The following is a 20,410-nucleotide window of genomic DNA, read 5'->3' on the forward strand; positions in this document are numbered from 1 at the left end:
ATACCGATCTTCATTTTGAAAAGTGGACATGATGACAGAGCACCGAATGGCTACGGGCCCAGCAAGAAACGAGATCCAGGCGCATCGCGGCGCATCTGCCGTCGCACCCGAAAACACCATCGCCGGATTCAAGGCAGCTGCTGAACAGGGCGCCCAATGGGTTGAACTGGACGTGGCGCTTCTAGGCGATGGAACCGCCGTCGTCATTCACGACGTGACCGTGGACCGCTGTACCTCTTCGAAGGGGCACCTCAAGGACATGACTGCCGCCGATCTCTCGGGGATCGATGCAGGCTCGTGGTTCGGAGAGGCGTTCAAGGGCGAGAGGATCCCGCTGCTTGCCGATGTCGTGCCGGAGTTGGGGCGCCTCGGTCTTAACATCAACGTAGAGATCAAGCAGCATCCGCATCAGACATCGCTCGAGCACCTGACCAGGACAGTCCACGAGCACCTGCAAAACCGCGCAGCTCAAACACAGGTGATGATCTCCAGCTTCGATCCGGACGCATTGAGGGCGATGCATGCACTGGACGCGAGCTATGATCTCGCGATGCTTTGGAGCAAGCTGCCCGAGGATTGGGCGGACCGCCTTGCAGCCGTGCCGGCACGGACGATCCATCTCCTCTACAAATCGCTGAGCATCGGCTTCCTGGAAGATGCAGCCAGTCGTGGCATCAAAGTGCGTGCGTGGACCTGCAATGATCCCCGTCTGTTGACATCCTTCTGGTCGGCTGGACTGACTGGCGTGATAACCGACGATCCGAGCCTTTTTCTGAAGTAGGAACGGCCGATGGCGCAGCGCACGATCTCGGCGCGACAGCGTGAAATCCTGACGCTGATCGAAAATGAAGGAACCCAGTTCATCGAGGAGCTCGCGCGCCGTTACGACCTGACGACGCAGACAATCCGCCGCGATATCAACACCTTGTGCGACCTTGGTTTCGCACGGCGATTTCATGGCGGAGTGGATCTTCCCGTCGAGGGTAGCAACATCTCGCTCAATGCGCGCGCCCAACTCAATAAGCGGGCCAAGCGCTCGATTGCCAGGCGCCTGGCGAGCGATATCGGCCCCGATGCAACGGTTTTTCTCGGGATCGGCAGCACGGTCCAGTTTGTGGCCGAGGCGCTTCGCGACCACAAGGGCCTCACGGTGGTGACCAACAATATCCATGTCGCGCTGACCCTTTGCGATGCGCCGAGTGTGGAAGTGCATCTGACGGGAGGGCTGCTGCGCCACGACGACCGCGACGTGGTCGGGGCCGATGTCGTCAAGTTCGTCGAGAAGTTCTACGCCAATTACGCGGTCTTTGGCGCCGGTGCGCTGAGCGCAGCCAACGGGATCATGGATTTCAGCTACGGCGAGGCGCAGATCACCAATGCGCTGATCGAGAATTCGCAAACGCGTTTTCTCGTTGCTGACGTCAGTAAATGGGAGCGAACGGCAGCTGTTCGCGTCGCTCCGTTCAAGCAACTCAACCGCTTCTACACCGACCGCCTGCCAAGCGATGTGCAGAGCCGGCAAGCACTTGCCGCAAGCGGCGTCGAAATCGTCACGAGCGACGAGGAAAATTGATGACTTTTGTTGATCGAGCGCCATCTGCAGACGAACTAAGGGGCGTCCGCTTTCTCTTTACTGATATTGACGACACGCTCACAACCGAAGGGCAGTTGTTGCCTGAGACTTATCAGGTGCTTTGGGATCTGAACGATGCCGGCATTGCCGTCATTCCCGTCACGGGCGGTTCGGCGGGCTGGTGCGAGCACATTGTCCGCGCCTGGCCCGTCAGGGCCGTCGTCGGCGAAAGCGGCGCCTACGCCGTGTTCCGCCGCGGACGCAATGTGGTCTTCGACTATTGGGAGGGGCAGGCAACCCAAAGCGAGCGGCAACGGCGTCATCTCGAAACTGTGGTCGACATTATTGCACGGGAGGGCCTGCCGTTTGAGATTGCGCACGATCAAGCCTTTCGGCTGGCGGACGTCGCCGTCGATATCGTTGGCCACCCTGCGGCGGAGGTTGACCGTCTCGCGGGGTCGCTGCGCGCCCGTGGGGCAACGGTTGCCGTCAGCTCGGTTCACATCAACACGTGGATTGGCAACTACGACAAGCGCGCAATGAGTGAACGTGTCCTCATCCATGAGTTCGGCGTGAGTCCGGACGACGTTGCGCGGGTGACGGCCTTTGTCGGCGATTCCCGCAACGATGCACCGATGTTCGGCTACATCGGCAACTCTTTCGGCGTGAACAATGTCCTGTCGGTATTGCCGCAGCTACCCCATGCCCCTCGATGGATTTCGAACCGTCCGGCGGGTCTCGGTTTTGCGGATATCGGGGCAACCATTCTCGCTGCCGCCAGACATACAAAAGCCTGAAGCCGGTATAATCCCAAGATCTGGGCATGGGAGGCAGCCGTCGCTGGTCGATCAGGCGGCCCTCCGGCCCCTGCGATGACATGCGCCTTTGTCGCGCCAGCAGTCGTCAGCTAGTTACGATCGCCAGGCCGCGGTCCTTGAACCCGATCTCGACTTCGGCTGCCATTGCAAGGGGCTTTTCGACTTCGGGATAGACGACGAAGAGCGTGCCGTTCTTCGTCTTGACTTCATATTCGACGTGATCACCGAGATAAGCAGCGTGGGTGACCTCGCCGCTGAATGCGCCGCCATTTTTCGGCGAAAGCGTGATGGCGTTCGGTCGAACTGCGAGCTTGGCCGGTCCGGGGCGGACATTGCGGCCCGTCAGCCGATGGATAAGGCCCTCGACCTTGATCGTGGCCTTGCAGCGGTCGACATCGACGACGTTGCACGACACCACGTTGGCCTCACCCATGAAGTCTGCGATGAAGGCCGACGCCGGTTCGTCATAGCGGGTGCGCGGAGCACCCTTCTGGGCGATTTCGCCGTCCTTCATGACGATGATCTCGTCGGAGACGGCCAGTGACCAGCGAGCATGCGCAACGTGGTCGTCTTGCCTCTCTTGACAGTTCATGTCCCTCGGTGGAAAGTAAGTAAACCGCTTTACTAAAGCGTTTTACAAGAGGCGGCCTCAATGGCGCAGGAACGAACTGCAGGGCTAAAAGATGTTGCGAAAGCCGCCGGCGTTTCGGTGACGACCGTCTCGCGCATGCTGAACGGCTCACTGGATCTGCCAGCTCTTACCAAGCAGCGCATCGAAAACGCCATTGCCTCGCTCAAATACCAACCGAATCCGCACGCCCGGCGTCTGAGCCGCGGTCGTTCCGACACGATCGGCCTCGTTGTCCCCGATATCGCCAATCCGTTCTTTGCAACCATGGTGGCCGCAGTCGAGGAAGAGGCAAATGACAGAGGTCTTGCCGTTTCGCTCTATGCCACGCTCAACAGAACGGGTCGCGAAGTCGCCTATCTAAGGCTGATCGAGCACAATCATGTCGACGGACTTGTCTTCGTCACCAATCACCCCGACAACGGCGATCTGGCGGCGCTCATCAACCGGACCGGAAAGGTCATCGTCGTCGACGAAGACGTTCCCCTTGCCGCCGTTCCCAAGCTCTTCTGCGACAATTTTCAAGGCGGCCATCTAGCGGGTCGTCATCTGGCCGATTTTGGCCATCGCCACGTACTCTATGTCGGCGGTCCCGATGCTATGATCAGTACTCAACGGCGTTTTAAAGGATTGCGTGAAGGGCTTCGGGAGCGATTCGGAGATAGTATATCGATAAGGCGTTACAGCGGCGAATATACGATCGACTGCGGGCGCGATATGGCGCGCCGGTTCCTGGACGAAGGCATGCCGGCGACGGCGATCTTTGCCAGCTCCGATGAAATCGCAATCGGCATGATCGAAGTCCTGCGGGAAAGAGGTATTTCTATCCCTGAGGACCTGTCGCTCATCGGCTTTGACGACGTCAGCCCGCTGCATCTCTTCGCGCCTCCTTTGACCGCGATCAGGCAGCCCGTGCGCGCCATCGGCCGTCGTGCCCTGTCCCTTCTTCTCGAGACAAACTGGCAAGAGAGCAAATCGCTCGCCATCGAGGAACTCGTGCCAGTCGAAATCGTCGTGCGGAACTCCGTTGCGCCGCCGTCGACCCATAATAAGCAACGATAACGAAACCAGAGGATGAGAACATGAAACAGATCAGACGTCGGGCGTTTACTGCCGCTCTTGCCTTCACCGCGCTCGCCGGCGCCACCCTTTGCGCTAGCCTGGCCCAGGCTGCCGGCAAGACCTATGCGCTTGTGCAGATCAATCAGCAGGCGCTTTTCTTCAACCAGATCAACGAGGGCGCCCAGAAGGCGGCCGATGCATCCGGCGACAAGCTGGTCATCTTCAACGCCAATAATGACGCTTCCGCACAGAACAGCGCCATCGAAAATTATATCCAGCAGAAGGTCGATGGACTGATCGTCGTGGCGATCGATGTCAACGGCATCATGCCGGCCGTCAAACAAGCGTCGGATGCCGGCATCCCGGTCGTTGCCATCGACGCGGTCCTGCCGGACGGTCCTCAAAAGTCGCAGATTGGCGTCGACAACGGCAAGGCCGGCGCCGACATGGGCGCCTATTTTCTCGACTACGTAAGGAAGAACATGGGCGGCAAGGCCAAGGTCGGCATAGTCGGCGCCTTGAACTCCTACATTCAGAACCTTCGGCAGAAAGGCTTCGAGGATGCCATCAAGAGCGATGGCATTGAGACCTCTGGGGTCGTCGACGGCCAGAATATCCAGGACAACGCACTTGCCGCCGCCGAAAACCTCATCACCGGCAATCCGGACATGACGGCGATCTACGCAACCGGCGAGCCGGCACTTCTCGGCGCTATCGCCGCCGTTCAGAGCCAGGGCAAGCAGGACAGCATCAAGGTCTTCGGCTGGGATCTGACCGCGCAGGCGATCTCCGGCCTTGATGATGGCTACGTCGTTGCTGTCGTCCAGCAGGATCCTGCCGGTGAAGGTAAGGCGGCGGTCGAGGCCCTCGCCAAGCTGACCGCGGGCCAGAGCGTCGAAAAGAACATCTCCGTCCCGATTACCATCGTGACGAAGGAAAATGTCGAGCCATACCGGGCCGTCTTCAAATGATGAGTGACAACCGGCCTGTTCATGCCGGAGCCGGGGAGGCGCAAGCCTCTCCGCATTTCTCCGGCTCGTCCGCGCGAACGCCTGCCGTCTCCCTTCGCGGTATTCGCAAGACCTTCGGTTCGCATCAGGCGCTACGTGGCGTTGACCTGGATCTCTTCCCTGGCGAATGCCTCGGCCTTGTCGGCGATAATGCCGCCGGCAAGTCAACGCTGACCAAGATCATTTCCGGAACCTACTTGCCGGACGAAGGGACAATTTTGCTCAACGGCGAAGAGGTTCGCTTTTCCGGGCCTGCGGATGCCCGCGATCGCAATATCGAAATGGTTTTCCAGGATCTGAGCCTGTGCGATCACATCGATGTTGTCGGCAATCTGTTTCTCGGCCGTGAGCTCACCAGAGGACCGTTTCTCGACCGTCGGAAAATGATGAGCGAGGCGCGCAGGATGCTGGACGCCCTCGAGATCCGCATCCCGCGTCTCTCTGCCAAGGTGGAGAAGCTGTCGGGTGGCCAACGCCAGGCGATTGCGATCGCCCGAGCGGCATCATTCAACCCCAAGGTTCTGATCATGGACGAGCCGACCTCTGCCCTCGCGGTCGCCGAAGTCGAAGCCGTGCTTTCCCTGATAAACAGGGTCAAGGCAAAGGGCGTTTCCGTCGTCCTCATTACTCACCGTCTTCAGGACCTGTTCCGCGTCTGCGACCGGATCGCCGTCATGTATGAGGGTACGAAGGTCGCCGAGCGCGATATCGCCAAAACCAATCTCGAGGATCTCGTCAAGCTCATCGTCGGGGGAGAAAGACATTGACCGTCTACACAGAACGCGCCAAGGGCTCGCCGATGGCTGACTTCCTGAGCGAAAATGCCCAGGTCCTGTCGATCGCCTTCTTCTTTCTCGCATGCCTCGTCTTCTTTTCATTGACGACCACCACCTTCATGACGGCAGGAAACATCCTGAACATCGTGCGGCAGGCAGCACCCATCCTCGCCGTTGCGGTCGCCATGACGCTCGTGATCGTAACCGGTGGCATCGATCTGTCGGTCGGCTCCATGCTGGCCCTTATCAACGCTGTCGCTGCCATTGCGCTCGCCACCGGCATTCCCTGGCCGGTCGTCTGCCTCGGCATGCTCGCTCTCGGCGGCATCGTCGGCCTTCTGCAGGGATGGTTCATCGCCTATCAGAATATTCCTGCCTTCATCGTCACTCTTGCCGGGCTTTCCATCCTACGCGGCGTGGCGCTTTATCTGACACAGGGCTATTCCATTCCGATCAACAACGAGCCGGGCTTCTTCTATTTGGGTCGCGGCGAACTGGCCGGCTTTCCCGTCCCGGCGTTGATTGCCATTCTGGTCGCGATCGTCGGATATGTCGTCATGGCCGTTACGAAATACGGACGGCAGATCGTGGCGGTCGGGTCCAACATGGAGGCCGCACGCCGGGTCGGCATGCCCGCAAAATGGATCGTCGCCTCGGTCTATCTCGTATCGGGTGTGGCCTCTGCCCTGGCGGGCCTTTTGATTGCAGCCCGTCTCGGTTCCGGCTCGTCGAATGCGGCCGTCGGCTTCGAACTGCAGGTCATCGCCGCGGTCGTGCTCGGCGGCACCTCGCTGATGGGCGGGCGCGGCACGATGATCGGGACCGTCCTCGGCACCATGACGATTGCTGTCATCGGTAATGGCCTGATCCTGATGCATATCTCGCCCTTCTTCACCCAAATCGTCACCGGCGCAATCATCCTGGTTGCGATCTGGCTGAACACCCGCATCTTCACCGCCAATTTCCGCTTGGCGGCAAGGAGGAAGAGCTGATGGCGACAAACGAGCTATCGCCGGGCCACGTACGCTCCGGCAATGTGATGACGGTCCGGGGGCCAGTTCCAGTGGCGGACATCGGCATCACGCTGATGCATGAGCACATCCTCAATGATTGCCGTTGCTGGTGGCACGCACCGAAGGAACCCGAGCGGCAATATCTTGCCGAAGGTTTCGTCTGCATGGAGATCCTCAGTGAACTCAGGCAGGATCCATTCGTCAACAAGCACAACATCACGCTCGACGACGAGAAGCTTGCTGTCACCGAGCTCGAGGATTTTGCCGGCCTTGGCGGCCACACGGTCGTCGAGCCGACATGCCAGGGCATCGGCCGCGATCCGCCTGCATTGCGTCGGATCTCCGGGGCGACGGGACTGAACATCGTCATGGGGGCTGGATTCTATCTCGGTTCCTCGCATCCACAAAAGGTTGCCGGCATGTCGGTTCGGCAGATTGCCGACGAGATCGTCTCCGAGGCAATTGTTGGTGCTGACGGCACCGATGTCAGAATCGGCCTGATCGGCGAGATCGGGGTGTCGTCGGATTTCACTGCCGAGGAGGAAAAGTCGTTGCGGGGTGCCGCACAGGCGCAGGTACGCACCGGCCTGCCCTTGATGGTTCATCTTCCGGGCTGGTTTCGCCTGGGGCACAGGGTCCTGGACGTGGTTGCCTCCGAAGGTGGCGATCTCAGGCACACGGTGCTCTGCCATATGAACCCGTCGCATGACGATCTCGCATACCAGTCCGAGCTCGCTGCCCGCGGCGCTTTTCTCGAATATGACATGATCGGCATGGATTTCTTCTACGCCGACCAGCAGGTGCAGTGCCCGAGCGACGAGGAGGCGGCGCGCGCGCTCGTCAAACTCGTCGAGATGGGCCATGCCGACCGTCTGCTCCTGTCCCACGACGTGTTCCTGAAGATGATGCTCAAGCATTACGGGGGCAACGGCTATGCCTACATTCTGCGTCACTTCCTGCCGCGTCTGAAGCGTCACGGTCTTGATGATGCGACGCTCGACATTTTCATGCGCGCCAATCCGCGATCGGTCTTTCAGGCGGGTGCCTGACCCGCAAACCATAAAAAGAAATGGAAACATCATGACAAAGAAGGTTCTTCTCGTCGGCGAAAGCTGGGTCAGCTCGGCTACGCACTACAAGGGCTTCGATCAGTTCGGCAGCGTCACCTTCCATCTCGGTGCCGAACCGCTCGTCAAGGCGCTCAAGGGTAGCGCATTCGAGCTCACTTACATGCCGGCCCACGAAGCGGTCGAACAATTCCCTTTCGATATGGCAGGGCTCGATGTCTATGACGCCATCATCCTGTCTGATATCGGCGCCAATTCGCTGCTTCTTCCGCCTGCGGTCTGGCTGCAGTCGAAGACCGTTCCGAACCGCCTGAAACTCATCAAGGCGTGGGTCGAGAAGGGTGGCGGCCTCTTGATGGTCGGCGGCTATTTTTCCTTCCAGGGCATTGATGGCAAGGCGCGCTGGCGCCGCACACCGGTCGAGGACGTTCTCCCCGTCACCTGCCTTCCCTATGACGACCGGGTCGAAATCCCCGAGGGTACGGCAGCTGTCCTCGTCAAGTCCGGTCACGAGACCGTCGCCGGCCTCTCGGGGGAATGGCCGGTTCTTCTCGGAGTGAACGAGGTGGAAGTGCGCGAGCGTGACGATGTGGAGGTCATCGCTCGTCTGCCTGCCGAGGAGGGCGGTCATCCGCTCCTGGTGACCGGCCGTTTCGGCAAGGGCAAGACTGCCGCATGGACGTCCGATATCGGTCCGCACTGGCTTTCGCCCGCCTTCTGCGAATGGGAAGGTTATGGGCGTCTCTGGAAGAATATCCTTGGCTGGCTGACGGAGGCGAAATAGCTGTTACTTGCCAGCAAGAATGCCGGCAAGCTCTGCCTTGCTCGGGAAGGCCGAGCGCGTGCCCCGGCGGCCGACTGTGATGGCTGCGGCCGCGGTTGCGTGATGGATCGCTTTGGCGTCGAGTGCTGTGGAGCGGAGCGCGGCCGAGGCAAGTGCCACGGCCATGAACGTGTCGCCGGCGCCGGTCGTGTCAACGACCTCGGTGACGCAGGCGGGAACGGTTGCAAGCACCTGATGTCCGCTTGCAAGGATAGCGCCGCTGCCGCCGAGCGTCAGGACGGTCTGTGCCACTCCGGCTTCTGCCAGGTGACGGATCGCGGCCTCGCCGGAGGATCCGGTCAGGCTTTCAGCCTCGCCCCTGTTGAGAAAGGCGATGTCGATAAGCGGCCAGAGCTCGGCAAAGTAAGAGCGGAGCGGCGAGGGATTGAAGGCAGTCTTGAGGCCGCGGTGTCTGGCTTCGGCGAGAATGCCGCGGGTGACGCCTTCGCTGAGATTGCCCTGCAGCACGACGAGGTCGCCGCTGACGGCATCGCCAAGCGGGGCAAGCGCCTCTGACAGGGTCAGGGCTTCGGCCGATTCCGTCGTGGTGACGATGGCGTTTTCGCCGTCCGGTGTGGTGAAGATGATGGAGAAATCGCTGGTGCGGTTCGGGCTGCCCAATAGACGGGCATCTAATGCTTCGCCGGCAAGCTGGTCGCGGATCGTCTGAGCGCGGAAATCCTCGCCGACGGCCGTCACAAGCGTCGTGGGAAGGCCCGTCCGGGCCATTACGACGGCCTGATTGGCGCCCTTGCCGCCAAGGTCGCGGGTTTCCTCTCGACCAAGGATCGAGGCGCCCGCTTCAGGCATGGACATTACGGAAATGGTTTCGTCGACGGCGACGTTACCGATGACATAGGCACGCATGGCTGGCTTTCAGAAAGGAAAGAAAATGCAGCAGATATCGGATAAGGCCACAAGCGCCATACGGGAAATATTCGGCACTGACAAGGCGTTGATCGGAATGATCCATTGCCCGCCTTTTCCGGGTGCCCCACGCTATCGCAGCGCGGCGATGGAGACGATCTACGATGCGTGCATGCGTGACGCGGACGCGCTCGTCAAAGGTGGCATCCACGGATTGATCGTGGAAAATCACGGCGATATTCCCTTTTCCAAGCCCGAGGATATCGGCCACGAGACCGCAGCCTTCATGTCGGTTGTGACCGATCGCATCGCGCGCGCCGCTGGCGTGCCGCTCGGGATCAACGTGCTTGCCAATGCACCGATTCCTGCCTTCGCGATCGCAATGGCAGGCGGCGCGCGCTTCATCCGCGTCAATCAATGGGCCAATGCCTATGTCGCCAATGAAGGCTTCATGGAAGGCCGGGCAGCCGAGGCGATGCGCTATCGCTCGGCTCTGCGCGCCGAGCATATCAAGGTGTTTGCGGACAGCCATGTGAAGCACGGGGCGCATGCCATTACCGCCGATCGCACGATCGACGAATTGACCCGCGATCTGGCCTTCTTCGATGCCGACGTGGTGATCGCCACCGGTCAGAGAACGGGCAACAGCGCGACGATGGAAGAGATCGAGGAGATCGGTGCCGCTACCCATCTGCCGTTGCTCGTCGGGTCGGGCGTGACGAAGGACAACGTCGTCGAAATCCTCAAGCGCACCAACGGCGTCATCGTCGCCTCGTCGCTCAAGGAAAGCGGCGTCTGGTGGAATCCCGTCGAGCCTGCGCGCGTTGCAGCCTTCGTCGAAGCTGCAAAACCTGGGCTGGAGGCCTAAGGCGCATGACCGGCACCCTCTCGCAACAGATGCTCGATGAAAACCGCGACGTCTTCGAAGCGATGGTGAACCATCGATTTGTCGAGGATATCAAGGCTGACCGCCTTTCGAAGGAGGCTTTCGAGCGATACCTGGTCTTCGAAGGCGACTTCGTCGACACGGCGATTGCGATCTTCTCCTATGCGACCGCCAAGGCAGAGAGCATTGAACAGAAGCGCTGGCTGATCGGCGTTCTGGATTCGCTTGCAAACCAGCAGATCGCCTATTTCGAAAAAACATTCGCAGCGCGCGGTATCGATCCATCCTGCTATGATACCGGCCGGGCGGATGTCGCGGCCTTCCGCGACGGTATGCTGGCAATTGCCCGCGATGGCGGTTTCCTCGATACGATTGCTGCCATGTTCGCCGCAGAATGGATGTACTGGACCTGGTCGATCACCGCGAATATGACGGCAATCAGCGATCCTCTTCTCAAGGAATGGGTTACGCTTCATGCAGAACCCGAGTTCGAGGCGCAGGCGCGCTGGCTGAGGGCTGTTTTGGACAAGGCCGGCGAGACTATGGATTCGGCCGAGCGGAAGCGGTTGAGCGCCATATTTGGCCATGTGCAACGTCTTGAGATCGACTTTCACGAGGCCGCCTATTCTTAAGAGGCGATGCGATGGCTGCCGATATCGACATCAATGGCGCGCTCTTTTTTTGCTCGCCTCGACCGATTTGCCGAGATCGGTGCGACGGCGTCAGTCGGCAGGCTCTGACTGGGCTGGACCGCGAAGCGCGGGCGTTGATGGCAGAGCTGACGACAGAACGCGGTGCTAGGTCCGGTAAGGCCCGTTTATTTTATGTCTACGAAAACGAATGTCAGGGTCGGCCGCTCACCAGGGCGCTCAAGAGATCGCCTGCCTCGGTTCCCGGGATTCCGAGATCGCGAACCGAGTCCATGTGGTTGCGTCCCGACAAGACCCTGACGGATACGGGCACGCTTTCGTCCCGCAGGTGGATCTTGAACGCATCGAGCTGCGAATGAAAGGGTCTCGTCTCTTGTTCCCCGACGGCAAGTGTCACGCGGCAGGCCCGATCATGTCGCTGCGACAAAGGCGTGAACCGACTGACCTCCTGTTCCGTCAGAGCGATCTCATGGTGAAGGAACGACTGCTGCAGCGGCGCGAGATCGTACAGGCCACCGAGCAGCAGCGCGCTCTTCAGGTTGGACGGTTCAGGCTCCCGCGTGAACAGGAACGTTGCGAGGTGGGCACCTGCCGAGTGTCCGCTCACCGTCAGTGACGACGGGTCGCCGCCGAGTTCGGCGATGTGCTCAAGCACCCATCGTTTTGCTCTCCGGACCTGATCGACCAGCACCGCCATTCGCTGACCAGGCATCAGCACGTAGTCGACGATGACGGCAATCGCGCCTGCCTGTGTGACGGTGTCGGCGATGTAGGAATAGTCACGTTTCGAGAACATCCGCCAGTAGCCACCGTGGATGAACATGTGAACCGGCAGGTTCTTCCTCGGGCCACTGGGGAAGAAGATGTCGATGCTCTCGGCGGGGCCGTCACCATAAGCGACATCCCCCATCATTGGCAGTGAACTGCGGGTTCTTTCGCTACGTTCGACGATGTCCCCGACGATGTCGTCGAAGTCGGCGACGTGGTCGCGGATGCGAAATGGATCGGTCTCCAAGTTTGGCTCCCGGTCAGAAACTGGTGGCGATATACTTGGCTTCCATAAACTCGGCGATGCCATGGTGCTGTCCCCCCTCGCGCCCGAGGCCGCTCTGCTTGACGCCGCCGAACGGCGCGGCAGGATCGGACACCAGGCCACGGTTCAACGCAATCATCCCCGCCTCGATCCCGGAGGAGACGCGCAGGCCCCTTGCGAGGTCCCTCGTGTAGACATAGGCCGCAAGGCCGTATTCGGTATTGTTGGCGCGGTCGATCGCTTCATCTTCCGTCTCGAATCGATAGAGGGGAGCGACGGGGCCGAAGATTTCTTCATGCGCCATCTCGGCATCATCGGGCACACCGGTCATGACCGTCGGAGGATAGAAAAAGCCGTTGCCCGAGAGTGCCTCGCCGCCACACAGAACGCGTGCGCCTCTCGCTTTCGATTCGCTCACCAGGCGGTCGATCTTCTCGACGGCCTTGCGGGTGATCATCGGGCCGCACTCGGTTTCGGGCTCGACGCCGGAGCCTACTTTCAGAGCAGACATCCTGCTTGCGAGTCCGTGCGCGAAGGCGTCGTAAATTCCCGACTGAACATAGAACCGGTTGGCGGCGGTGCAGGCTTCGCCGGCATTCCTCATCTTGGCGATCATTGCTCCGTCGAGCGCTGCGTCGAGGTCGGCATCGTCAAAGACAACGAAGGGTGCGTTGCCGCCGAGTTCCATCGAGCAGGAGATGACATGTTTGGCAGCCTCTGCGAGCAAAAGACGCCCAACACCGGTCGATCCTGTGAAGGAAAGCTTTCTGACACGGGGATCTGCGAGGATTTCGGCGGTCAGGGGACCGGGCGCGCTCGTCGTGACGACGTTGACGACGCCTGGAGGAACACCGGCTTCCTCGTAAAGTGCAGCAAGGGCAAAGGCAGTCAGCGGCGTCTCGCTGGCGGGCTTCAATATTACGGTGCATCCCGCAGCCAGCGCCGGAGCGATCTTTCGGGTCGCCATGGCGGCGGGAAAGTTCCATGGGGTAATCAGCAAGCACACGCCCATCGGCTGATAGTCGACGATGATGCGGTTGGTCCCGGACGGAGCGATACCGAACTCGCCGGTGATGCGGACAGCCTCCTCCGCGTTCCAGCGAAAGAATTCGGCGGCGTAGGCAACCTCGCTGCGGGCGTCGCGCAGAGCTTTCCCGTTCTCCATCGAAATCAGCGTCGCCAGCATGTCCTGACGCTCGATCATCAATTCGAAACAGCGGTGCAGGATTTCTGAGCGCTTGCGCGGCGCAGTGGCGCGCCACACGGAAGCCGCCGCCGAAGCGGCCTCGACGCACGCATGCGCGTCCTCGACTGTGGCATCCGGCACCTCGGCGAGAACGGCACCCGTGGATGGGTCCACGACCTCGATCAGTCGACCTGATCGGGATGGATGCCAGCCTCCGTTGATATAGAGGCCGCGCGCGGCGGACTTGACGTCCGGCATTTGATGATCGACTGGGGCGCGGTGTTGGGCAATAGTCATGATGTTTCCTCAATTATTAGATGGCGGATGCGGCGAGATCGCCTTCGTACGCAGCCCTGACAAGCCGCTTCATGGCGTCGAGATCGAAGGGCCTCGGGTTGTTCTTGATGAGCCTGTCGATCCCGAAGGCCTGCTCGGCGGTCCAGTCCAGCTTGTCAGCGGCCAAGCCGAGATCGGCAAGCGTCCGGGTGATACCGATTGCCGCAAACAGCCTGCGAATCTCCTCGATTGCGGCGGTGGCGAGTTTCTCGCGATTTGGCGACTGTCCGAGACCGAGAGCCGTTCCGATCTCCGCCATTTCGGCAATGGACGCCGATCGATTGAAGTTCATCACATACGGCATAACGGTGGCGACGCCGAGGCCGTGAGCCGTGTGGGTGAGCGCACCAGCCGGGTATTGAATAGCGTGCGCGGCAGCGGTTCCTGCGGTTCCGAATGCACAGCCTGCGGCGAGCGCACCCATCATCACGTCGGCTCGAGCATCCTCGTCGGAACCGTCCCTATATGCTTTCTCGAGGCTACGGCCTAGCAGCTTGACGGCCAGCAGCGCGAAATGATCGGTCAGGGCGCTCTTGCCGATGAACACGTGGTCCTGAGCCAAGAGGGGATCGGCGCCGCGCCGCGCAGCCGTGAAGGCCTCGATCGCGTGGGTGAGGGCGTCGGCTCCGGCGATGGCTGTCAATCGAGGCGGGCAGGTCATCGTCAATTCAGGATCGCAGACTGCGGCCGTTGGAATGAGATAAGGGCTGGATATCCCGACCTTGAGGGTGCGTTCTGCATCGGAGACGACGGCGACCGGCGTAACTTCGGATCCGGTTCCGGCCGTCGTCGGGAGGGCGATGATGGGAAGGCTTGGACCCGGTACCTTGTATTCGCCGTAGTAGTCCCGCAATTGCCCGCCGTGGCTCAGAAGAAGTGCAGCGCACTTTGCCATGTCCAGGCAGCTTCCTCCGCCAATACCGATCACAAGCTCAGGATCGAAGGGGCGTGCGTCCTCGACGCAGACAGCGACCGTCTCGCTTGGAACGTCGGGCTGAACGTCGTCATGAATCAAAACGGCAATTGATGCAGCCTCGAGCGCCTTGACGATGTCGCTGAAGAGAGGCGTGCTTGCGAACCTCTGGTCCGTACAAATCAATGCCCGCCTGCCAAGCCTTGCCGCGACAAGCGGCAGCGCGTGGCGCTGTCCCTTCCCGAAGAGAATTTCCTGTGGGAGCCGGATGGCGGCGAAAAGGGTCATCGTTGATGTCCTTTGGCTAGAGCTTGGTTCAAGAGGAAAATGCAGTCTGTCTGTCCGCCTGCAGGTGAGGAGAGCGTGATCGCATCTCGAAGTGCCTTTCGGCGGAACACCGTCGCTGAGGTTCTCGAAAGGGCGATCAGCGTTCTGGCTGGGCTGGCGGATTGAGCCCCCGCGGTCTAACCGGTTGAGGGCGACCGCAAGGTCCAACGCCGAACCTCCTCCAACACTGTGAAACTTACGCGCGACGGGCATCACGGTCCCCATGCCCCGTAAAGACACCCGCAACTTGCCTCTTTGAAAAGGCGCCGACACAACGCCGCAAAGCGGGCCGCCTCCCCTTCACCTTGCGCAAGGCATGGGCTGTTTTGCCCGCTGACCCGGCGCGTCGTCGCCCCCATCCCCGTTCCTCCCGCCGTCCCAGCTTTCTTCAAAATAAAATCCTATAGGATATGGTATTGTATATAGGCGAGCATCGTGGTAGCGGTTGGTTCTGTCAAGAGGCAATAGATGATGCAGAACAGAACACCTTCGATCTTCAAGGACGCACCCGACGCCGCCGGGTTCATTCCGCGAAACAACAGTCTGGCTGGAAGCGTCTACGAGGCGATCTTCGCCCAGCTGATGTCGTTGAAGATCCCCCCTGGCGCGCGGATCAATGTGGACAATCTGGTGCGTGAGCTCAACGTTTCCCAGACGCCGATCCGGGAGGCGCTCGGCCGCCTCGCCGGCGAGGGACTTGTCGTCAAGACACATCTGATCGGCTATAGCGCCGCCCCGCAGATCGCCCGCCGACGGTTTGATGAACTTTATCACCTGCGCCTTCTCCTCGAGCCCGACAGTGCGGCTCGGGCGGCCATCGCGATGGATGACGAAAAGCTTAAGATATTGCGCGAAGCAGCCGGCGTGATGGGGCGCCGGGATGGTACCGACGAGCGCGTGCGTTATTCGACATTCGCGCGGCAGGACGCCATGTTCCATGACCGCATTCTCGAGTTTGCCGGAAACGAACTCATCCGTGAAACGCTCAATCATCAGCATACCCACTTCCATATTTTTCGCTTGATGTTCCATTCGCGCGTCACCGAAGAGGCGCTCGACGAACATGAGGCGCTTCTCGATGCCTTCGCAGCCGCTGATCCTGCTGCGGCTGAAAAAGCGATGCGTGTCCACCTTGAGCATTCTCGCGACCGGTTGTTGCCGGCTTTCGATTGAAGGATTTTCGATGTCGAGCGTCGTCAGCATCAAGAGAGAAGGACATCCGCCGATGGTCCAGGCCGAAGACGCCGGGGGCAGTCCTGTACTGCAGGCTCAGAACCTCTCCAAGCAATACGGGACGGTGACGGTTCTTTCGGATGTAACGCTCGACATTCTGCCAGGCGAAATACACGCCATCATCGGTGAAAACGGCGCCGGCAAATCGACTTTCATGCGTCTCTTGTCTGGCTATGCGGAGCCGACGACAGGGTCGATCCGCATGGGCGGCCGCGATATTCGCTTTGCCCGGCCGGAGCAGGCTCAGCAGGCCGGGATCGTTCTGGTCCATCAGGAGATTCTGCTTGCCGATGCGTTGACAGTTGCTGAAAACCTTTTTCTCGGGCGTGAATTGATGCGCAACGGCATCGTCGACGACCGCACCATGCGTCGTCTGGCCGTCGAGAAACTGAAGGAACTCGGGTGCCTTGTGTCGCCGAACGCGCTGGTGCGGACGATCTCGCTTGCCGATCGGCAGCTCGTGCAGATCGCACGCGCCCTGCTCGACGATCACAGGATAGTGATCTTTGACGAGCCGACCGCCGTTCTCACCGGCGGCGAGGTGGAACGACTTCTCTCGATCATCCTGCAGCTGAAAGCGAAGGGTATCGCCATTCTCTACATCAGCCACCGCCTTGACGAGGTGCAACGCCTCGCCGACAGAGTGACGGTGCTGCGCGACGGCAAGATGGTTGGCACACATCCCGGCCATACCCTCAGCCAGATGGACATGGCCCGTCTCATGGTCGGCCGCGAGCTTGCAGCGCTCTATCCGGAAAAGAGCGGCGCCGTTGCCGGAGAAAAACTGCTTTCAGTCCGGAACCTGTCGGTGCCAGGCTTCGCAAGGGATATCAGCTTCGACGTTCGCAGATCCGAAATCCTTGGATTTGCCGGTATGATCGGCGCCGGACGCACAGAGCTCTTCGAGGGAATCGTCGGATTGAGGCAGGCTTCCGGCGAGGTGGAACTCGACGGAAAGCCGATCAATGTCCGTTCTGCCCGGGCGGCAATTGATGCCGGGATCGGCTATCTGACGGAAGACCGCAAGGGAAAAGGTCTTCTGCTCCAGGAGCGGCTGGCCCCCAACCTTACCCTTTCCGCGCTTCAGCGGTTTCATCCGGGTCTCATGATGCGGCGGTGGCGCGAGCGGATGGCCCTGACCGAGGCGATCGATCAATACGATATTCGCCTGAGGAGCCTGGGGGTTAAGGCGGGACAACTGTCGGGCGGCAACCAGCAGAAACTGCTGCTGGCAAAGGTGTTGCTGACAACGCCATCCGTCGTCGTCATCGACGAGCCGACCCGCGGTATCGACATCGCCAACAAGGCTCAGATCTACGCCTTCATCCAGAGGCTGGTGGCGCAGGGCAAGGCGTGCGTCGTCATCTCGTCCGAAATGCAGGAGCTGATCGGCATTTGCGATCGGATCCTCGTGATGCGGGAGGGGCGTATCACGGGTGAGGTCTCAGGCGATGACATGACGGAACACAACGTCGCGCTTCTGGCAACAAGCGACATCGCGCCAGAAATCGATGAGGGAGGAAAAGAATGACTGTCATTACGGGTTCGACCCCGATCAAACCGGAGCGTGAATGGAGTATCGGATGGACCGATGTCGGGCCATTCGTGGCCCTGGTTACCTTAATGGCGATCGGCTTTGCAATCAATCCGGACTTTCTTTCGGCAACAAATCTGAGCAACGTTATTACCAGAAGCGCCTTCATCGCGATTATCGCAGTCGGGGCAACGTTCGTCATCTCCTCGGGTGGCCTCGATCTTTCCGTCGGCTCCATGGCGGCGTTCATCACCGGGATCACGATCATGTTCATGAACCGGATGGCGCCCGACTGGGGTGTGTCCGCAATCCCGGCAGGAATGGTGGTGGCGATCGTCGTCGGCCTTTTCTGCGGATTGATGAACGGCCTGATCGTCACTGTGGGCAAGATCGAGCCGTTCATCGCCACCCTCGGCACGATGGGGATATTCAGGGCGCTCATCACCTACATGTCCGACGGCGGCACGATCCCGATCGACCGCAGCCTGCGCGATGCCTATCGTCCAGTCTATTTCGGTACCGTCGCCGGCATACCGATCCCGATCCTTATCTCGCTTGCCGTCGCCGTCGTTGCTTCCTTCATTCTCTACAAGATGAAGTATGGCCGAAAGTGCGCAGCAGTCGGCGCCAATGAGGACGTCGCGCGCTATTCTGGAATTTCGACCGTCAAGACCCGCACCATCGCCTATGCGATCCAAGGCGCTTGCGTTGCGATCGCTGCGATCTGCTACGTGCCCCGCCTAGGAGCCGCGACCCCGACCACAGGCGTCCTCTGGGAACTGCAGGTCATTACCGCGGTCGTCATCGGGGGGACGGCGCTTCGCGGCGGCAAGGGTCATGTCTGGGGAACGGTCGCAGGTGCGGTGATCCTGGAACTGATCGCGAACCTCATGGTGCTTTCGGATTTCGTTTCCGAATATCTCGTGGCAGGCGTCCAGGGCGTCATCATCATTATCGCCATGCTCATTCAGAGGCTGTCGAAATAACCGCGTCCGGACCGCGCGGGGTTTGAAGCTTGTCGGTCCAATTCTGGGAGGAATGAATGTTGAAAGGGAAATGGGTTGCGGCGTTTGCCGTAAGCACGGTGCTGCTCGCGGGTCATGCGTTCGGCGCGGAAAAGAAGATCGTCGCGGTTTCGATCCCGGCGGCCGACCACGGCTGGACGGCCGGGATCGTCTACCATGCGCAGGCTGCCGCCAAGGAAATCAATGCCGCCTTCCCGGACGTTGAAGTCGTGGTAAAGACGTCGCCTTCGGCCACGGCACAGGTCAGTGCGCTCGAAGACCTTTCAGCGGGTCGCAAGCTCGATGCATTGGTTATCCTGCCTTATACGTCCGAGGAGCTGACGACCCCTGTCAAGGCGGTCAAGGATGCGGGAACCTTCATCACGGTCGTTGACCGCGGTCTGAATGACCCGACGATCCAGGACCTTTATCTTGCCGGAGATAATATCGCGGTCGGCCGTAACACTGCAAAGTTCATGATCGACAAACTCGGCGGCAAGGGCAATCTCGTCGTGCTGCGCGGCATTCCGACCGTCATTGACGACGAGCGCATCCAGGGCTTCCAGGATGCGATCAAGGGCACCGATCTGAAGGTTCTCGACATTCAGTATGCGAACTGGAACAGCGACGATGCCTTCAAACTGATGCAGGATTACCTTGCCAAGTACCCGCAGATCGATGCCGTCTGGGCCAATGATGACGACATGCTTCTCGGCGTGCTGGAAGCCGTCAAGGAGTCGGGGCGCAAGGACATCAAGCTTGCGCTTGGCGGCAATGGGATGAAGGATATCGTCAAGAAGGTCATTGACGGTGACGCCATGACGCCGGTCGAAACACCCTATCCGCCTGCAATGATCAAAACTGCAATCTACATGACGGTCGCCAATCTGATCGGCCAAGCCCCGATCAGAGGCAGCGTCAAACTGGACGCCCCCCTTATCACCCAGGCAAATGCGAAGGAATATTACTTCCCGGATTCGCCCTTCTGACAACTTGAGACGGGGCGGCGTCCGCCGCCCCACCGCATGAGCAAAGAGGAGTAAAATCATGCCAGGCAAGAAGATACTGATGCTGACCGGTGAGTTCACCGAGGAATATGAAATCTACGTCTATCAGCAGGCGATGGAGGCAGTCGGTCATACGGTCCACGTCATCTGCCCAGACAAGAAGGCAGGGGACCTGATCAAGACCTCCCTTCACGACTTCGAAGGCGACCAGACCTATACCGAAAAACTTGGCCACTTCTTCACCATCAACAAGACCTTCTCAGAGGCCGAGGCGCAGCTTGACCAGTATCATGCCGTCTACGCAGCCGGCGGACGTGGTCCCGAATATATCCGCACCGACAAACGGGTCCAGGCAATCGTGCGGCATTTCCACGAAAAGCAGAAGCCGATCTTTACCATCTGCCATGGCGTGCAGATCCTGGTGGCCGTCGACGGCGTCGTTCGCGGCAAGAAAGTTGGTGCCCTCGGCGCCTGCGAGCCGGAAGTCACGCTTGCCGGAGGAACCTACATCGATCTATCGCCAACCGAAGCCTATGTCGACGGCACGATGGTCTCGGCGAAGGGGTGGACGGCTCTCGCGGCCTTCATGAGGGAGTGCCTGAAGGTACTGGGAACCGAAATTCGCCACAGCGACGACATCGCCAAAGCGGCCTAAGCCTCGACC

20 protein-coding genes and 1 pseudogene are annotated in these 20,410 nt (G+C 60.2%); 16 read left to right on the plus strand and 5 right to left on the minus strand.

Annotated elements, in window-relative coordinates; all coding sequences use genetic code 11:
- Positions 1 to 46 precede the first annotated feature (46 nt).
- The 3 genes from FHX08_RS17350 to FHX08_RS17360 are packed head-to-tail and all read left to right on the plus strand — an operon-like array spanning position 47 to position 2,370.
- Positions 47 to 781 (plus strand): glycerophosphodiester phosphodiesterase family protein, encoded by a 735-nt coding sequence (locus FHX08_RS17350; RefSeq protein WP_245508296.1) that lies wholly within the window; start codon positions 47 to 49, stop codon positions 779 to 781.
- A gap of 9 nt (positions 782 to 790) precedes the next feature.
- Positions 791 to 1,573 carry a DeoR/GlpR family DNA-binding transcription regulator gene (locus tag FHX08_RS17355; RefSeq protein WP_132654451.1) on the plus strand — a complete coding sequence of 261 codons (783 nt, stop codon included), beginning with the start codon at positions 791 to 793 and terminating at the stop codon, positions 1,571 to 1,573.
- Positions 1,573 to 2,370: an HAD-IIB family hydrolase gene (locus FHX08_RS17360; RefSeq protein WP_132654453.1), complete on the plus strand. Its 798-nt coding sequence runs from the start codon at positions 1,573 to 1,575 to the stop codon at positions 2,368 to 2,370. Before FHX08_RS17355 ends, FHX08_RS17360 begins: the two co-directional genes overlap by 1 nt.
- A gap of 106 nt (positions 2,371 to 2,476) precedes the next feature.
- On the opposite strand, the pseudogene FHX08_RS17365 reads toward FHX08_RS17360, so the two are convergent.
- A pseudogene (locus FHX08_RS17365) lies at positions 2,477 to 2,935 on the minus strand (TOBE domain-containing protein); the annotation flags it as partial.
- A gap of 108 nt (positions 2,936 to 3,043) precedes the next feature.
- Here FHX08_RS17365 and FHX08_RS17370 point away from each other — a divergent pair.
- The 6 genes from FHX08_RS17370 to FHX08_RS17395 are packed head-to-tail and all read left to right on the plus strand — an operon-like array spanning position 3,044 to position 8,731.
- Positions 3,044 to 4,081, plus strand: coding sequence for a LacI family DNA-binding transcriptional regulator (locus FHX08_RS17370; RefSeq protein ID WP_132654457.1), 1,038 nt, complete (start codon positions 3,044 to 3,046; stop codon positions 4,079 to 4,081).
- Positions 4,082 to 4,101: 20 nt separating this feature from the next.
- Complete coding sequence (locus FHX08_RS17375) at positions 4,102 to 5,052, plus strand: substrate-binding domain-containing protein (protein WP_132654459.1); 951 nt, start codon at positions 4,102 to 4,104, stop codon at positions 5,050 to 5,052.
- A complete protein-coding gene (locus FHX08_RS17380) occupies positions 5,049 to 5,858 on the plus strand; it encodes an ATP-binding cassette domain-containing protein (RefSeq protein ID WP_132654461.1) in 810 nt (269 codons plus the stop codon). The genes FHX08_RS17375 and FHX08_RS17380 overlap by 4 nt, the downstream gene beginning before the upstream one ends.
- Positions 5,855 to 6,859: an ABC transporter permease gene (locus FHX08_RS17385; protein ID WP_132654463.1), complete on the plus strand. Its 1,005-nt coding sequence runs from the start codon at positions 5,855 to 5,857 to the stop codon at positions 6,857 to 6,859. Before FHX08_RS17380 ends, FHX08_RS17385 begins: the two co-directional genes overlap by 4 nt.
- Positions 6,859 to 7,929 (plus strand): phosphotriesterase, encoded by a 1,071-nt coding sequence (locus tag FHX08_RS17390; RefSeq protein WP_132654465.1) that lies wholly within the window; start codon positions 6,859 to 6,861, stop codon positions 7,927 to 7,929. Before FHX08_RS17385 ends, FHX08_RS17390 begins: the two co-directional genes overlap by 1 nt.
- Before the next feature lie 31 nt (positions 7,930 to 7,960).
- Positions 7,961 to 8,731, plus strand: a complete 771-nt coding sequence (locus tag FHX08_RS17395; RefSeq protein WP_132654467.1) for a glutamine amidotransferase — start codon at positions 7,961 to 7,963, stop codon at positions 8,729 to 8,731.
- Between the two features lie 3 nt (positions 8,732 to 8,734).
- Here the strand turns inward: FHX08_RS17395 and FHX08_RS17400 are convergent, their stop codons facing one another.
- Positions 8,735 to 9,637 (minus strand): PfkB family carbohydrate kinase, encoded by a 903-nt coding sequence (locus FHX08_RS17400; protein ID WP_132654469.1) that lies wholly within the window; start codon positions 9,635 to 9,637, stop codon positions 8,735 to 8,737.
- A 25-nt stretch (positions 9,638 to 9,662) separates the two neighbouring features.
- On the opposite strand from FHX08_RS17400, the gene FHX08_RS17405 reads away from it, so the two are divergent.
- Positions 9,663 to 10,505: a BtpA/SgcQ family protein gene (locus FHX08_RS17405; RefSeq protein WP_132654471.1), complete on the plus strand. Its 843-nt coding sequence runs from the start codon at positions 9,663 to 9,665 to the stop codon at positions 10,503 to 10,505.
- Between the two features lie 5 nt (positions 10,506 to 10,510).
- The gene (locus FHX08_RS17410; RefSeq protein ID WP_132654473.1) at positions 10,511 to 11,155 is read left to right on the plus strand and encodes a TenA family protein; all 645 of its coding nucleotides are present in this window, start codon (positions 10,511 to 10,513) and stop codon (positions 11,153 to 11,155) included.
- Between the two features lie 211 nt (positions 11,156 to 11,366).
- Here FHX08_RS17410 and FHX08_RS17415 read toward each other — a convergent pair whose 3' ends face one another.
- Genes FHX08_RS17415 through FHX08_RS17425 form a run of 3 tightly spaced genes read right to left on the minus strand, consistent with a single transcriptional unit; the run spans position 11,367 to position 14,929 of the window.
- The gene (locus FHX08_RS17415; RefSeq protein WP_132654475.1) at positions 11,367 to 12,188 is read right to left on the minus strand and encodes an alpha/beta hydrolase; all 822 of its coding nucleotides are present in this window, start codon (positions 12,186 to 12,188) and stop codon (positions 11,367 to 11,369) included.
- Positions 12,189 to 12,201: 13 nt separating this feature from the next.
- Positions 12,202 to 13,650: an NAD-dependent succinate-semialdehyde dehydrogenase gene (locus tag FHX08_RS17420; protein ID WP_409527409.1), complete on the minus strand. Its 1,449-nt coding sequence runs from the start codon at positions 13,648 to 13,650 to the stop codon at positions 12,202 to 12,204.
- A 55-nt stretch (positions 13,651 to 13,705) separates the two neighbouring features.
- Positions 13,706 to 14,929: an iron-containing alcohol dehydrogenase gene (locus FHX08_RS17425; protein WP_132654479.1), complete on the minus strand. Its 1,224-nt coding sequence runs from the start codon at positions 14,927 to 14,929 to the stop codon at positions 13,706 to 13,708.
- Between the two features lie 510 nt (positions 14,930 to 15,439).
- Between FHX08_RS17425 and FHX08_RS17430 the strand changes: the two genes are divergently transcribed.
- From FHX08_RS17430 to FHX08_RS17450, 5 genes are read left to right on the plus strand one after another with little or no spacing between them, the layout of a single operon-like run.
- Positions 15,440 to 16,141, plus strand: a complete 702-nt coding sequence (locus FHX08_RS17430) for a GntR family transcriptional regulator (protein ID WP_132655411.1) — start codon at positions 15,440 to 15,442, stop codon at positions 16,139 to 16,141.
- Positions 16,142 to 16,193: 52 nt separating this feature from the next.
- Positions 16,194 to 17,732 (plus strand): sugar ABC transporter ATP-binding protein, encoded by a 1,539-nt coding sequence (locus FHX08_RS17435; RefSeq protein ID WP_165911930.1) that lies wholly within the window; start codon positions 16,194 to 16,196, stop codon positions 17,730 to 17,732.
- Entirely contained in the window at positions 17,729 to 18,721 is a 993-nt protein-coding gene (locus FHX08_RS17440; protein ID WP_184327388.1) for an ABC transporter permease, read from the plus strand. The genes FHX08_RS17435 and FHX08_RS17440 overlap by 4 nt, the downstream gene beginning before the upstream one ends.
- 56 nt (positions 18,722 to 18,777) lie before the next feature.
- The gene (locus FHX08_RS17445) at positions 18,778 to 19,728 is read left to right on the plus strand and encodes a substrate-binding domain-containing protein (protein WP_132654483.1); all 951 of its coding nucleotides are present in this window, start codon (positions 18,778 to 18,780) and stop codon (positions 19,726 to 19,728) included.
- 58 nt (positions 19,729 to 19,786) lie between these two features.
- Positions 19,787 to 20,401 (plus strand): DJ-1/PfpI family protein, encoded by a 615-nt coding sequence (locus FHX08_RS17450; protein WP_132654485.1) that lies wholly within the window; start codon positions 19,787 to 19,789, stop codon positions 20,399 to 20,401.
- Positions 20,402 to 20,410: the final 9 nt, after the last annotated feature.

The sequence above is a fragment of the Rhizobium sp. BK529 genome (assembly GCF_014194105.1).
Taxonomy (GTDB): Bacteria; Pseudomonadota; Alphaproteobacteria; order Rhizobiales; family Rhizobiaceae; genus Rhizobium.